Raw genomic sequence first — 13,499 nt, forward strand, 5'->3', positions numbered from 1 at the left:
TGGGCCGCGCCTACAGGGGGCGGGCGCAGCCCACCGGACGCACCCCGTCGAGCCGTACGTACAGGGACGTCGAGGCCGGACACCGGTCGCGGCTGCCGACCGCCGCCGTGACCTGGTACTCCGGTCGCGGCCCGCCCTTCCCGTCACCCTCGCAGGCGGTCTCCCGGACCCGGCCGCCCCCGACGCCGTACAGACAGTCGCCGACGATGGTGCGCGGCCCGCCCCCGGCGCCCGGGTCCCCGGGATGCGGCGGCTGGAGGGAACGCATGCAGGCGTAGCCGCGCGGCACATGGCCGTCGCCGTCCTCGTCGGACGCGGGCCGCCGCTCGCTGATGTGCAGCACGAAGTCGGTTCTCGCCGGGCAGGGCGGCCCGTCGCGTACGGCGCCGTCATGCCGCGCCACCACCCGCGCCGCCGCCCGCTCACTGGCGCAGGGGACCTCGGTGAAGCCCGGTGCTCTGAAGGAACTGCACTCGTCGACGCCGAGGAAGACGCTGCCGTACCCGGAGTGGAGGACCGCGGACGGCCGCGCCCGCGGCGGGCCCCCGCCCACCTGACACGCCGTCACCGCCACGGCCACGACCGTCAGCCCCACCACACCACCGCGCACCCGCATGCCATCCCCCCACGCCCAGCGTGGCCCGCTCGAACGGGCGCACGCCAGACGCGCGGAGGGCTGTGCGGCACGCGGTGCGCGCGCTGGAGCGCCTCCCTAGTAGGACAACCCGTGCCCGATGGGGTACAGCACCCGCGCCGGGTCGTCCGCCCGCTGCACCGGCACCGGGAGCCGCCCGCGCGGGCCCACCCGCCCCGCGATCACACGTGCCGCCGCCCGCAGTTCGACGTCCGTCCAGGAGTACGTCGCCAGGCAGGCGCGCACCGACGGGAACTGGGCGACGTCGTACGGGTTGCGGATGGCCACCGCGACCACCGGTTTCCCGGTCTCCGACAGCCGCTGCACCAGGGTGCGCTGGGCGCTGCTCGCGGTGACGTTGTAGGTGGCGACGACCACGGCGTCCACGTCCCGCGCCGCCGCCACCGCCTGCTCGACGACCGCCGCGGAGGGGCTGGTGCCGGTGGTCAACGGGGTCGCCGTGAAGCCGAGTCCGGTGAGGGCGTCCGCGAGGACCCGCATCGGCGGGCCCGTGGTGGCGGACGGGGAGGCGAGATCGGGCCCGGCCACCAGGAGCCTGCCGTGACGGCGCGGCGACAGCGGCAGCAGCGCGCCCTCGTTGACCAGCAGGGTGGTGGTCCGCTCGGCGATGCGGTCGGCGGCCTCCAGGTGCCCCCGGGTGCCGACGGTGCGCTGGACGCCGCGCGGACTGACGTACGGCTCGTCGAACAGGCCCAGCTTGGCCTTCAGCCGCAGCACCCGCAGGATCGACTCGTCCAGCCGCGCCTCGGTCAGCTCGCCGTCCAGCACCGCCTGCCGGACCGCGTTCCAGGCGAGGTCCAGCTCGGGGGCGTTCAGCAGCAGGTCGACGCCCGCCTTCAGGGCGAGCACGGGCACCCGGTCGTCGCCGTACTTGGTGCGTACGCCCGCCATGTCGAGGGCGTCGGTGACCACCACGCCGTCGTAGCCGAGGCGTTCGCGCAGGATGCCGGTGAGGATGGGGCGGGACAGGGTCGCCGGGTCGCCGGAGTCGTCGAGGGCCGGGACCAGGATGTGCGCGGTCATGATCGAGTCGATGCCCGCCTCGATCGCCGCGCGGAACGGCGGCTCGTCCAGCGTCTCCCACTGCTCGCGCGTGTGCGTGATGGTCGGGAAGCCGTAGTGGCTGTCGACCTCGGTGTCCCCGTGCCCCGGGAAGTGCTTGGCGGTCGCGGCGACCCCTGACTTCTGGTACCCGGTCACCTCGGCGGCGACCAGTTCCGCCACCGCCCCGGGGTCGGCCCCGAACGACCGCACCCCGATGACGGGGTTGGCCGGATTGACGTTGACGTCGGCGACGGGGGAGTAGTCCTGCCGGATGCCCATGGCCCGCAGCTCCCGCCCCGCGATCCGCCCCAGCGTCCGGGCGTCGGAGGCGGACCCTCCGGCGCCGATCGCCATGGCACCCGGGAAGAGCGTGGCGGGCTTGCCGACCCGGGCGACGATGCCGTGCTCCTGGTCGGTGGAGACCAGCACAGGCAGCCCGCGCGGGAGGCCGAGGGACGCCCGCTGGATGCCGTTGGAGAGGTCGGCGATCTGCCGCGGGTCACGGGTGTTGTGCGCCCAGGCGAAGTAGATGACGCCGCCGAGCCGGTACTTGGCGATCAGCTCGGCGGCCGTGCGCACCCCGAACTGCTGGAGGTTGGCGTCGATGTCGGCCCGGTCGGGGTCGGTGGCGGAGTGGCCGTAGACCCGGGACACGAAGAGCTGGCCGACCTTCTCCTCCAGTGTCATACGGGAGACGAGGGCGCGGAGCCGGTGGTCGTCGGGGGCGCCCGTGCCATCTGGGGTGTCTGAGGCGGCGGACGCGTGGGTGCCGAAGGTGAGGGCGGCGCCGACGCCCGCGGTGGCGGCGAGGACGGTGCGTCTGGAGGGGGCGGATGGGGCGGAGGGGGCGGATGCGGGGCTACCCGCGCCGGTGTCGTGCACGTGCGCTCCTTCCGGAGAAGATCCACTGAAGGAAACTTCCGAGGTGCCACCAATATCCGGGAAGTTTCTGCCAGTCAAGGGAGTGCGCGCGGGCGGGGCCTACGGTCGGGCAGCGGGCGGCGGCCAGTGGGCCCGGAGCGTGCGCACCGTCTCGGCGATCGCCGGACGCCGCCCCAGCCCCGAACGCCACAGCGCGTAAAGCCGCCGTACCGGCACCGGATCCAGCACCACCTCCACCACCCCCTCCGGCAACGGCCCCCGCCCCAGCCGCGGAATCAGACAGATGCCGAGCCCGGCCGCGACCAGGGCGACCAGTGTGGGATTCTCATCGGCCTGATGGACGATCTCCGGCTCATGACCCGCCGTCCGCAACGTCCGCACCAGCCACTCATGACACACCCGCCCCGGCGGCTGGCACACCCACCGCTCCCCGCCCAGCTCCTCCCGCCGCACCGACTCCCGCCCGGCGAACCGGTGCCCGCGCGGCACCAGCAGCGTGCACTCGTCCTCCCCGATCGCCGCCTGCTCCACCCCCGGCGGCAACGTCAGCGAGGCGATGTCCCAGTCGTGCGCGACGGCCAGATCGACGGCGCCCTTGGCGACCATGCCGACCGACAGGTGCGGGTCCACCTCACTGAGCCGCGCGTCCAGCGCGGGATGCCGTACGGCGAGATCCGCCAGCACCCCGGGCAGCAGCCCGCGCGCCGCCGACGCGAACGCCACCACGGTCAGCCGCCCCGCGGGCGTGCCGCGCCGCTCCTCCAGCTCCGTCTCCGCCCGCTCCACGATCGCCATCAACTCCGCGGCCGTGTCGACCAGCTGACGCGCCTCTGCGGTCAGCCGTACCCCGCGCCCCTCACGCTCCAGCAGTACGGTCCTGGTCTCCCGCTCCAGCTTGGCGATCTGCTGGGACACCGCCGACGAGGTGTACCCGAGCGCGGTGGCGGCGGCACCGACGGTGCCGTGCACGGACACGGCGTGCAGGGCACGCAACCGCTGAAGATCAAGCACGGGTCCTCCATCCATCAGCAACGCTTAATCCAACCATGCAGCAATGATCGCTGGTGCTTCACGGTCGGCGCGGGTGATCCTGCCGGACATGCGCCCCGCACACGTCCTCCTCGCCGTCCTGGTCGCCGCCGTATGGGGCGTCAACTTCACCGTCATAGAGATCGGCCTCGACCACTTCCCGCCGCTGCTCTTCTCCGCCCTGCGCTTCCTCGCGGCGGCGCTCCCGGCGGTGTTCCTCGTGGGCCGCCCGAAGGTCGCGTGGCGCTGGATCCTGGCCGTCGGCCTGGTACTGGGCGTGGCCAAGTTCGGCCTGCTCTTCGTCGGCATGGACGCGGGCATGCCCGCGGGCCTGTCCTCGCTGGTCCTCCAGATCCAGGCGGTCTTCACGGCGCTGATCGCCTACGCCGCCCTGTCCGAACGCCCGACCCGCCTCGCCACCACGGGCATGCTCATCGCCCTGTCCGGCATAGCCGTAGCCGCCCTGGACGAGGGCACCACCGGCCCCCTCGGCGCCTTCGCCCTCGTGATCCTGGCCGCGGCCTGCTGGGGCGCCTCCAACGTCCTCACCCGCAGGGCGTCCCCACCCGACGCCCTCAACTTCATGGTCTGGGTCAGCGTGGTCCCCGTCCTCCCCCTGCTGGCGCTGTCGTTGCTGCTGGAGGGCGCGCAGCGCGACCTGGACGCCCTGCGCGCCCTGGACTGGCAGGGCGCGGGCACCATCGCCTACGTCGCCTGGATCACGACGGTCTTCGGCTTCGGCGCCTGGGGCTGGCTCCTGCGCCGCCACCCGGCGTCCACGGTCGCCCCCTTCTCCCTCCTCGTACCGGTCTTCGGCATGACCTCGGCGGCACTGTTCCTGGGCGAGCCGGCGACGGGACAGCGCTGGTGCGCGGCGGCCCTGCTGGTGGGCGGAGTGGCCCTGACGACCTGGAGGACGCCGGGGCGGCGGCGGGCGGTTGAGGTGCGCGCGGCTACGTAGTTTGCCGGACGACGGGGGAGGACCGCCCGTGGGAAACTGCCGCGCCGCCCGTGAGGGCAGGGCCAGTTGGGCTACGACGTGTTACAGGGAGCGGCCGACGCATGGAACGACGTGGGGGGATGGGCCTGTGGGCAGGGCTGGCGGCGACGGCGCTGCTGCTCGCCGGGTGCGGAGGAGGGGGAGGGGACGACGACGCGGGGGCACCGGCCGGCTCGCCGCCGGCGTCAGAACGCGAACGCACATCGGCACCCCCGGAGACCACCCCGTCGTCCGACTCCCCGACCAGCGACCCCTCGCCCACCGGGGCTGCCCCCGCCTCCGACATAGACCTGGACGAGGTCATCCTCAAGCCGGGCGACCTGGCAGAGTTCCAGATCACGGAGAGCCCGGGCGGCGACCGTGACATCCCACCCACCAAGGCCAGCCCCGCCACGTGCCAGCCGGTGGAGAACCTCCGCCTGGACGCCTACACCGCGACCCCCTCCGCCACGGCCCGCCGCTTCGCGTTGGCGACGACCGGCGACTACCGGGGCACCGGCACGACGATCACCCTGACCGCCTTCACCGCCACGGACGCCGAGAAGACCATGTCGGACCTGCGCTCGGCGGTGACGAAGTGCGCGAACGGCTACGAGGGAGGCGCACTCACCTTCAACGAGGTCCGCAAACTCACCCCCGTCCCCGTAGGCGACGAGGCGATCTCCTTCCACCTGTCGGGCCGAGCCACCCCGACCTCGTACACCCTGGTCCGCCAGGGCTCCATCCTCGTCCGCCTCAGCTCGGCCGTGGGCACGGGCGGCGAGGCGGAGGTGCCCCAGCCGGTGGTGGTCCAACAGGTGATGAAGATCCAGGCAGCCGCAGCAAGAACGGCGTCATAACCACGCCCCCGAGCAAGTGACCGTTGGGGCCGCCCGCTTCTTTGCCAGGGTCGTGCTTCCGCGCCCCGGCCTCATGGGCGCTCCGCTACGCTCCGCGTCGCCTTCGGCGATCGGCCTGCGGCCGCCCCTTGACCCCGGCCCGCTCCAGCCCGGGTGAGAAGCGAGCGGGCGGCCCGGAAAGACGGGTGGCCAGGGTCTGTTGTCCCTTCAGGTGGGCTTCGTGGTGGGTCGGGGTTGTGGGGGTGCGTCAGCCTCTCGCCTGCACGCCGGGCGGGTTCAGCGGGTTGCGGCCCGGTGGCGGGTGCGCGTCAGGTGGTCGGGGGTACGCCGGGATGGGCTTGGCGGCTATCGGCCGGTGGGGTGCGCATCAGGCAGGCGGCGCGCCGGGACGGGCTCAGCGGCTGACGGTTGGTGGGGGATGCGCGTCCGGTGGATGGGGCATGCCGGATCGGCTCAGCGAGCCTCGGAGGGCCGTGGGCAGGTGTGCGGGTGGGCAAGAGGCACGGGCCGGGGCCGGACCCTTGAACCGCTCCGGGATCGGTGGAGGCTCTATGCGTTGACTCCAGCCGCCGGTTGGGGCTGGTGTTGAGCGTAGTGGTTGGTCTCGTGCTCGTAGGGCGGGATGTCGCCGATCGCTGTGTGGAGGCGCTGGTTGTTGAACCAGTCGACCCATTCCGCGGTGGCGAGTTCAACGTCGGCCAGGCCGTGCCAGGGCCTGCGCGGCTTGATCAACTCCGTCTTGTAGAGGCCGATCTGGGATTCCATGAGCGCGTTGTCCAAGGCGTCGCCGACGGTGCCGATCGAGGCGTCGATGCCGGCCTCGATCAGGTGCGCGGTGAACGCGAAAGACGTGTACTGACTGCCCGCGTCCGAATGATGAACCAGCCCCGGGCCAGCGGGAGTTCCGGCTCGGTCGCGACGCCACAAGGCCATGTCGAGCGCGTCGAGGACGAGCTTGGCCCGCTTGCTGGTGGCGACGGACCAGCCCACGATCGCCCGGGAGAACACGTCCACGACGAACGCGACGTAGACGATCCCCGACCAGGTGGCGACATAGGTGAAGTCAGCCACCCACCGCTCGTTCTGGCGCACTGCCGCCAGGCAAGGACTGGACGCCCGCTGTGCCGCCCAGTCCATTCGATCCAGAGCGACGGATGAGAGGTCGTAGTAGCCGAGCTTCACACTGATGTCGTGTGCTGTCCGGTAGGCGGAGGCGAGGGCCTTCCACAGCTCGGTCGAGGGAGCCGACCACGACATGTGCGTCAGCTCCGCGATCAAGCTCGGCAACTGCCGGGCAGCCTTCCGTAGGTGTGTGGCCCGCACGTCTTCACAGAGACGGTCAGCCGCCGAGATCAGCTGGTCTGCTGGTCGCGCCGTGAGGTCCGGATTGCGGCCGAGGTCGTAGAGATCGAGGGATTCGCGGATAGGCCGGACCAGTTCGGCGAGGCGGTCCCGCTGTAGTTCCGTCACGTACGGCTGTCCGGTCAGGGCCGTGACATCGATGCTGAGCACCTTGGCGCAGGCCGCGACGAAGTCCGCTGTCGCTGGGCGGGCACCGCACTCCACTTGGTTGAGCAGACTGTACGAGTAGGGGAGCAGGTCGGCCATCTGGCGCTGTGTGAGCCTGGCCAGTCTGCGCTGTTCCTTGATGCGCGCGCCAGTGTGGTTGTCGTCCAGCGTGGGCATACTGGTCTCCGTTCCAAGCACCCACGTGGCACCGTACCCGCCTCTGACTCTCCTGAGTCCGCGAGCGGTTGCATGTGGTCGGATGTGCGTATGAAGCCAACCGACCGTGTCCTCTACCTGTTCGGCTCCGCGGCCCCGCCCGTTTTCGATATCGCCCGCGCGGTCGCGGCGGCGCAGGCCCACGGCTTCGACGTGTGCCTCGGGCTGACGCCGACCGCCGCGCGGTGGCTGGCGCCCCAGCTCGTCGAGTTGGAGCGGCAGACGGGGCACCCGGTGCGCAGCGAGTACAAGATGCCCGGTCAGCCGGACGTGTGGCCGAAGGCGGACGTGATCGCGGTCGCGCCCGCCACTTTCAACACGGTGAACTCATGGGCGCTCGGGCTTACTCATCAGTTCGTCGTGGGTGTCGTCGCCGAGGGCGTCGGCAAGGGCATCCCCATGGTGACGATGCCGTGTGTCAACGCCGCCTATGTGCGGCACCCACAGTTCGAACGCAGCATCGGCGCGCTGCGTGCGATGGGTGTGCGGGTGCTGTACGGCGAGGGCGGCTTCGTGCCCAACGAGCCTGGGCAGGGGAAACCGAGTGAGTACCCCTGGGATCTGGTGCTGAGCGCCGTGGACGAGGTCTGCGTCAGGTGAGCGACCCCGCCCCCTCACGCCGAGTCGTTCAGCAGCCGTGCCAGGTGGTCCCGCCCCCCGTCCAGCAGTTCCGGCAGGGGTGCCGCGTCCGGGTGCCAGCGCTTTTCGTACTCCCAGCACAGCCAGCCGTCCCAGCCGTGGCGGGAGAGGATCTCGACGCACTCGGCGAGGGGGAGGACGCCGGTGCCCAGGGGGAGCGGGGTGGTGTCGTCGGCGGAGGCGATGTCCTTGACCTGGAGGTAGCCGAGGTAGGGGGCGAGGGCGGCGTAGGTCTCGGAGGGCTGTTCGCCGCCGAGCCAGGTGTGCATCACGTCCCAGAGGGCGCCGACCTGGCGGTGGCCGACCAGGCCCAGGACGCGGATGGTGTCGGCGGCGGTGCGGTGGGAGTCGTGGGTCTCCAGGAGGATGCGCACCCCGGCGTCGGTGGCGTGTTCCGCCGCCGTCCCCAGTCGGCGCGCGGCGGTCGCGTCGGCCTCGTCGGGGGCCTGCCCGTGCACGTCGGCGCCGGGGAAGACACGGACGTACGGGGCGCCCAGGTCGCGCGCGAGGTCCAGCAGGGCGTACAGCTCCGTGAGTACGGGTTCGTCGTCGCCCGGCGCGGCCACGCGCGCGTACCCGGCGAGGCTGAGCACCTCGATCCCGGCTGCCTTGAACTGGGCTGCCGCGTCGGCCCGTTCGTCGGGGCTGAGGCCGGGGTGCACCGGTTCCTCGGCGTGGGCGCGCAGTTCGACGCCGTGATAGCCGTGGTCGGCGGCGAGTCGGATGACGTCGGGGAGGGGGAGACCGGGGACGCCGAGAGTGGAGAACGCCAGTTTCATGCTCATCGACCCTACTCGGCGCCGCGCCGCCCGGCGCGTCACTCCGGCGTCGAGTGCAGTGCCAGCCGCCAGTCCTGGCCGATCAGGTCGTGGCCGAAGGAGCGGTGCGGCTTCTCGGCGACCAGGACGAAGCCGTGCCGTTGGTAGAGGCGGCGGGCGGCGCTGAGCACGTCGTTGGTCCACAGGGTCAGGTCGCGGTAGCCGACGCCGCGGGCGAAGTCGACGACGGCCGTGACGAGCCGGTCGCCGATGCCGAGGCCGCGGGCGTCGGGTTCGACGAGGAGGAGGCGCAGCCGTGCGGTGCCGGGCGAGTCGTCCCGTACGCACATCACGCAGCCCACGGGGCGGCCGTCCAGCTCGGCGATCCAGGCCCGTTCCAGGTGCGGGTCGTGGTCCTCGGCGAAGTCGGCGACGATGCGGGCGACGAGGCCCTCGTAGTCGGTGTTCCAGCCGTACTCGGCGGCGTAGAGGGCGGCGTTGCGCTGCACGATCCAGCCGAGGTCACCGGGGCCGGGTTCGCGCAGCAGGACGTCCTCGGGGTGGGGCGTGCGGTCGCCGTCGCCGAGGATGGTCCGCACGGTGCGCATCGCCTCGGCGAGGCGGGGGCGGTCGGCGGGCGCCACCCCTGCGAGCAGCGCGCCGACCGTTTCCCGGGCCCTTTCGTCGAGCCGTGCGGCGGTCTCGCGTCCCGCGCCGGTGAGGCTGATACGGCGTCGGCGCGGGTCCTTCTCCGACGGCCCCCGTTCGATCAGCCCGTCCTGTTCGAAGCGGTTGAGGATACGGCTCAGGTATCCGGCGTCCAGATGCAGCTGAACCCGCAGGTCGGCGGCGTCCGTGTGCGCGGAGTGCGCCAGTTCGTACAGCACGCGCGACTCGGTGAGCGTGTACGGGGCGTACAGGTGGCGGCCGTAGTCGAGGGCGCCGATGACGTTGGTGTAGAAGCGGTTGAAGGAGCGGATGTCCTGGACGGTCACGGTCGATCGGCCTCCAGCCCCGGATGCGTGCCCCCGACATCTGACCTCCGGGCCCTTGACCCGGATAACTGACTCAGTCAGAGGTTCCGTCGACTCGAAGCCTAGGCCGCCCCCCGGCTCCCGTCCACGCCGCGCACACGCACCGCCGCCCCCGCGGCCCCCCGGAGGTCCGAGCACCGCCGCCCCGAACCGTCCCGGAGGCCCCCCGCACCCTTACCCCGGCGCACCCCGGAGCCCCCCGCACCGTCACCCCCGAGGCACCCCAGAAGACCCCCGCACCATCAACTCCCCCCGCACCATGGCGATCCCCCCGGGCGGCGCCTCCTCCCGCCCCATGGCGATCCGCCCCGCCCGTGCCCCCGCCGCGGCCAGCGGCAGCCGGACCGTCGTCAGGGACGGCACCGCGTCGATGCTGAACGGCAGGTCGTCGAACCCGGCCACGGACACGTCGTCCGGGATGCGCCGCCCGGACTCCCGCAGCGCCGCGCAGGCGCCCAGTGCGACGGAGTCGTTGGCGGCGACGACGGCGGTGAGGGTGGGGTCGCGGCGCAGCAGCTCCAGCGTGGCCTCGTAGCCGGAGCGGCGGTCGTAGCGGCCGTGCACGGTCCAGCGGGGGTCCTCGTCGATCCCGGCGGCGGCGAGCGCCTCGCGGTGGCCCTCCAGGCGGTGCCGGGTGGTGGTGCGTTCCTCGGGCCCGGCGATGTAGCCGAGCCGTCGGTGGCCGAGGCCGATGAGATGTTCGGTCAGCTGTCGTCCGCCGCCGCGGTTGTCGAAGGTGAGGGCGATGGCCCCGGTGTCGGGCGCGGGCGGCCGTCCGCACAGCACCACGCGGGTCCCTGCGTCGCCCAGCTTGCGCAGCTTGGACGCCACCGCCGCCGCGTGCGCCGCGTCCTCCATGGCCCCGCCGGTCAGCACGACCGCCGCGGCCCGCTGCCGTTGGAGCAGGGTCAGGTAGGTCAGCTCACGCTCGGGCGAGCCGCCGGTGTTGCAGACGACGGCGAGTCGCTCGCCGCCCGCGCGTCCGCCGGGGCCGCCGATCTCGGACTGGATGGCTCCGGCCATGATCCCGAAGAACGGGTCGGCGATGTCGTTGACCAGGATGCCGACCAGGTCGGAGGTGGCGGCGGCGAGGGCGCTCGCGGGGCCGTTGAGGACGTAGTCGAGTTCGTCGACCGCCTTGAGCACCCGCTCCCTGGTGGAGGCGGCTACGGGGTAGTTGCCGTTCAGCACGCGCGACACCGTCGCGGGCGAGACCTGGGCGCGGGCCGCCACGTCCGCCAGGGTCACCGTCATGTCCTCGTCCTCCGGTCGCGCATCTCGTCGTACGCCGTTGTACAGGCCCTGGGCCCCGGCCGTGGGCGTACGCCCACCTACACATCCGAACCCTCGGTCGCGGTTCCGGAGCAGACCTTAAGGCCAAGGACACCGTTGTTCGACCCTTCGAACGACTCGCCTTCGCGGTGGTCTTGTCCAACCGCAGTTCAGAGGCTAGCTTCTGGAGTGATAGAAAGCGCTTGCTGCATACGCTTGCTGCACAGCTCACCACCGCGCACCGGCCCCCCGGTGACGGCCGGGCGTACGCGGCGCGCGGACCGCGTACGAAGGGACTGACGTGACACGCAAGACGGTGCGTATCGCCATGAACGGCGTGACCGGGCGCATGGGCTACCGCCAGCACCTGGTCCGCTCCATCCTCGCCCTGCGCGAACAGGGCGGCCTCGACCTCGGCGACGGCACCGTGCTGTGGCCGGAACCGGTCCTCGTCGGCCGTCGTGAGCACGCGCTGAAGGCGCTTGCCGAACGCCACGGTCTCGACCACTTCTCCACCGACCTCGACGCGGTCCTCGCCGACCCCACCGTCGACATCTACTTCGACGCCCAGGTCACCTCCGCCCGCGAGGAGGCCATCAAGAAGGCGATCGCCGCGGGCAAGCACATCTACACCGAGAAGCCCACCGCCACCGGCCTGCAAGGCGCCCTGGAGCTGGCCCGTCTCGCGAACGAGAAGGGCGTCAGACACGGCGTCGTCCAGGACAAGCTCTTCCTCCCCGGCCTGCTCAAGCTGAAGCGGCTCATCGACGGCGGCTTCTTCGGCCGCATCCTGTCCGTGCGCGGCGAGTTCGGCTACTGGGTCTTCGAGGGCGACTGGCAGACGGCCCAGCGCCCCTCCTGGAACTACCGCGCCGAGGACGGCGGCGGCATCGTCGTCGACATGTTCCCGCACTGGGAGTACGTCCTGCACGAGCTGTTCGGCCGGGTGAGGTCCGTCCAGGCCATCGCCACCACCCACATCCCGCAGCGCTGGGACGAGAACGGCAAGCCCTACGACGCCACCGCCGACGACGCCGCCTACGGCATCTTCGAACTCGACGGCGGCGCCATCGCCCAGATCAACTCCTCCTGGGCCGTGCGCGTCAACCGCGACGAACTCGTGGAGTTCCAGGTCGACGGCACCGAGGGCTCCGCCGTCGCGGGCCTGCGCAACTGCCGCGTCCAGCACCGCAGCGCCACCCCCAAGCCGGTCTGGAACCCCGACGTCCCCGCCACCGAGGCGTTCCGTGACCAGTGGCAGGAGATCCCGGACAACGCCGACTTCGACAACGGCTTCAAGGCCCAGTGGGAGCTGTTCCTCAAGCACGTCCACACCGGCGCCCCCTACCACTGGGACCTGCTGGCCGGCGCCCGCGGCGTCCAGCTCGCCGAGCTGGGCCTGAGGTCCTCGGCCGAGGGCCGCCGCATCGACGTACCGGAGATCGCGCTGTGACCATCCGCCTCCCGGACCCGCAGGGCGTACTGCGGACCTACGAGCCCCGCACCGACCCGCTCAGCCTCACCGCAGAAGGCGCTTTCTCCTCGCGTACGGTCTTCTCCGCCGCGCACGTCGTCGCCGACCCCCGCGCCGACGTGTCCCCCGACTCACCCGCCGCCGTCGACTGGGACGCCACCCTCGCCTTCCGCCGCCACCTGTGGTCCCACGGGCTCGGTGTCGCCGAGGCCATGGACACCGCCCAGCGCGGCATGGGCCTGGACTGGGCGGGCGCCGCCGAGCTGATCCGCCGCAGCGCCGCCGAGGCCAGGGCCGTCGGCGGCCGGATCGCCTGCGGCGTCGGCACCGACCAGCTCGCCGCCGGTACGACGGCCGAGGTCCGCGCGGCCTACGAGGAGCAGCTCGCCGTCGTCGAGGAGGCGGGCGCCCAGGCCATCGTCATGGCCTCCCGTGCCCTGACCGCGGCGGCCCGGGGCCCCGAGGACTACCTGGAGGTCTACGGCCACCTGCTGCGCCAGGCCGCCGAACCGGTGATCCTGCACTGGCTCGGCCCCATGTTCGACCCGGCCCTCGAGGGCTACTGGGGCTCCAGCGACCTGGACGTGGCCACCGGCACCTTCCTCGACGTCATCGCCGCCCACCCCGACAAGGTCGACGGCATCAAGGTCTCCCTGCTGGACGCCCAGCGCGAGATCGACCTGCGCCGCCGCCTGCCGAAGGGCGTGCGCTGCTACACCGGCGACGACTTCAACTACCCCGAGCTGATCGCGGGCGACGAGCAGGGCTTCAGTCACGCCCTGCTCGGCATCTTCGACCCGCTCGGACCGCTCGCGGCGGAGGCGGTGCGCGTCCTGGACACCGGGGACGTCGCGGGCTTCCGTGCCCTGCTCGACCCGACGGTGGAACTGTCCCGCCACCTCTTCCAGGCCCCCACCCGCTTCTACAAGACCGGCGTGGTCCTCCTGGCCTGGCTCTCCGGCCACCAGTCCCACTTCACGATGGTCGGCGGCCTCCAGTCGGCCCGCTCCCTGCCCCACCTGGCCCGCGCCTACGAACTCGCCGACGGCCTCGGCCTGTTCCCCGACCCCAAGCTCGCCGAGGAACGGATGAAGACCCTGCTCGCGCTGTACGGAGTCGACCAGTGAGCCAACTCGACGACCTCGGTG

The 13,499-nt window shown here is 72.3% G+C and carries 12 protein-coding genes; 5 read left to right on the forward strand and 7 right to left on the reverse strand.

Annotated features, from left to right (window positions below; all coding sequences use genetic code 11):
* Window positions 1-10: 10 nt before the first annotated feature.
* The 3 genes from KBY47_RS16395 to KBY47_RS16405 form a co-directional block, all read right to left on the reverse strand.
* Window positions 11-616, reverse strand: a complete 606-nt coding sequence (locus tag KBY47_RS16395; RefSeq protein WP_210921861.1) for a hypothetical protein — start codon at window positions 614-616, stop codon at window positions 11-13.
* Window positions 617-712: 96 nt separating this feature from the next.
* The gene (locus tag KBY47_RS16400) at window positions 713-2,581 is read right to left on the reverse strand and encodes a glycoside hydrolase family 3 protein (protein ID WP_210921862.1); all 1,869 of its coding nucleotides are present in this window, start codon (window positions 2,579-2,581) and stop codon (window positions 713-715) included.
* 99 nt (window positions 2,582-2,680) lie between these two features.
* Window positions 2,681-3,592, reverse strand: coding sequence for a LysR family transcriptional regulator (locus tag KBY47_RS16405; protein ID WP_210921863.1), 912 nt, complete (start codon window positions 3,590-3,592; stop codon window positions 2,681-2,683).
* Window positions 3,593-3,680: 88 nt separating this feature from the next.
* On the opposite strand from KBY47_RS16405, the gene KBY47_RS16410 reads away from it, so the two are divergent.
* Complete coding sequence (locus KBY47_RS16410) at window positions 3,681-4,571, forward strand: EamA family transporter (protein WP_210921864.1); 891 nt, start codon at window positions 3,681-3,683, stop codon at window positions 4,569-4,571.
* A 101-nt stretch (window positions 4,572-4,672) separates the two neighbouring features.
* Window positions 4,673-5,449 carry a hypothetical protein gene (locus KBY47_RS16415; RefSeq protein ID WP_210921865.1) on the forward strand — a complete coding sequence of 259 codons (777 nt, stop codon included), beginning with the start codon at window positions 4,673-4,675 and terminating at the stop codon, window positions 5,447-5,449.
* A 549-nt stretch (window positions 5,450-5,998) separates the two neighbouring features.
* Here the strand turns inward: KBY47_RS16415 and KBY47_RS16420 are convergent.
* Window positions 5,999-7,135, reverse strand: coding sequence for an IS3 family transposase (locus tag KBY47_RS16420; RefSeq protein ID WP_210921866.1), 1,137 nt, complete (start codon window positions 7,133-7,135; stop codon window positions 5,999-6,001).
* A gap of 90 nt (window positions 7,136-7,225) precedes the next feature.
* Here KBY47_RS16420 and KBY47_RS16425 point away from each other — a divergent pair, with 90 nt between their 5' ends.
* Window positions 7,226-7,774, forward strand: coding sequence for a flavoprotein (locus tag KBY47_RS16425; protein WP_247694787.1), 549 nt, complete (start codon window positions 7,226-7,228; stop codon window positions 7,772-7,774).
* 14 nt (window positions 7,775-7,788) lie between these two features.
* Here the strand turns inward: KBY47_RS16425 and KBY47_RS16430 are convergent, their stop codons facing one another.
* From KBY47_RS16430 to KBY47_RS16440, 3 genes are all read right to left on the reverse strand, one after another.
* A complete protein-coding gene (locus KBY47_RS16430; protein WP_210921947.1) occupies window positions 7,789-8,592 on the reverse strand; it encodes a sugar phosphate isomerase/epimerase in 804 nt (267 codons plus the stop codon).
* Window positions 8,593-8,630: 38 nt separating this feature from the next.
* Complete coding sequence (locus KBY47_RS16435; protein WP_210921868.1) at window positions 8,631-9,566, reverse strand: bifunctional helix-turn-helix transcriptional regulator/GNAT family N-acetyltransferase; 936 nt, start codon at window positions 9,564-9,566, stop codon at window positions 8,631-8,633.
* Window positions 9,567-9,812: 246 nt separating this feature from the next.
* Window positions 9,813-10,859, reverse strand: coding sequence for a LacI family DNA-binding transcriptional regulator (locus KBY47_RS16440; RefSeq protein ID WP_210921869.1), 1,047 nt, complete (start codon window positions 10,857-10,859; stop codon window positions 9,813-9,815).
* Between the two features lie 319 nt (window positions 10,860-11,178).
* Here KBY47_RS16440 and KBY47_RS16445 point away from each other — a divergent pair, with 319 nt between their 5' ends.
* Both KBY47_RS16445 and KBY47_RS16450 read left to right on the forward strand, forming a co-directional pair.
* Window positions 11,179-12,330 carry a Gfo/Idh/MocA family protein gene (locus KBY47_RS16445; RefSeq protein ID WP_210921870.1) on the forward strand — a complete coding sequence of 384 codons (1,152 nt, stop codon included), beginning with the start codon at window positions 11,179-11,181 and terminating at the stop codon, window positions 12,328-12,330.
* A complete protein-coding gene (locus tag KBY47_RS16450) occupies window positions 12,327-13,478 on the forward strand; it encodes a dihydrodipicolinate synthase family protein (RefSeq protein WP_210921871.1) in 1,152 nt (383 codons plus the stop codon). Before KBY47_RS16445 ends, KBY47_RS16450 begins: the two co-directional genes overlap by 4 nt.
* Window positions 13,479-13,499: the final 21 nt, after the last annotated feature.

Source organism: Streptomyces sp. B93, from assembly GCF_018070565.1.
GTDB lineage: Bacteria > Actinomycetota > Actinomycetes > Streptomycetales > Streptomycetaceae > Streptomyces.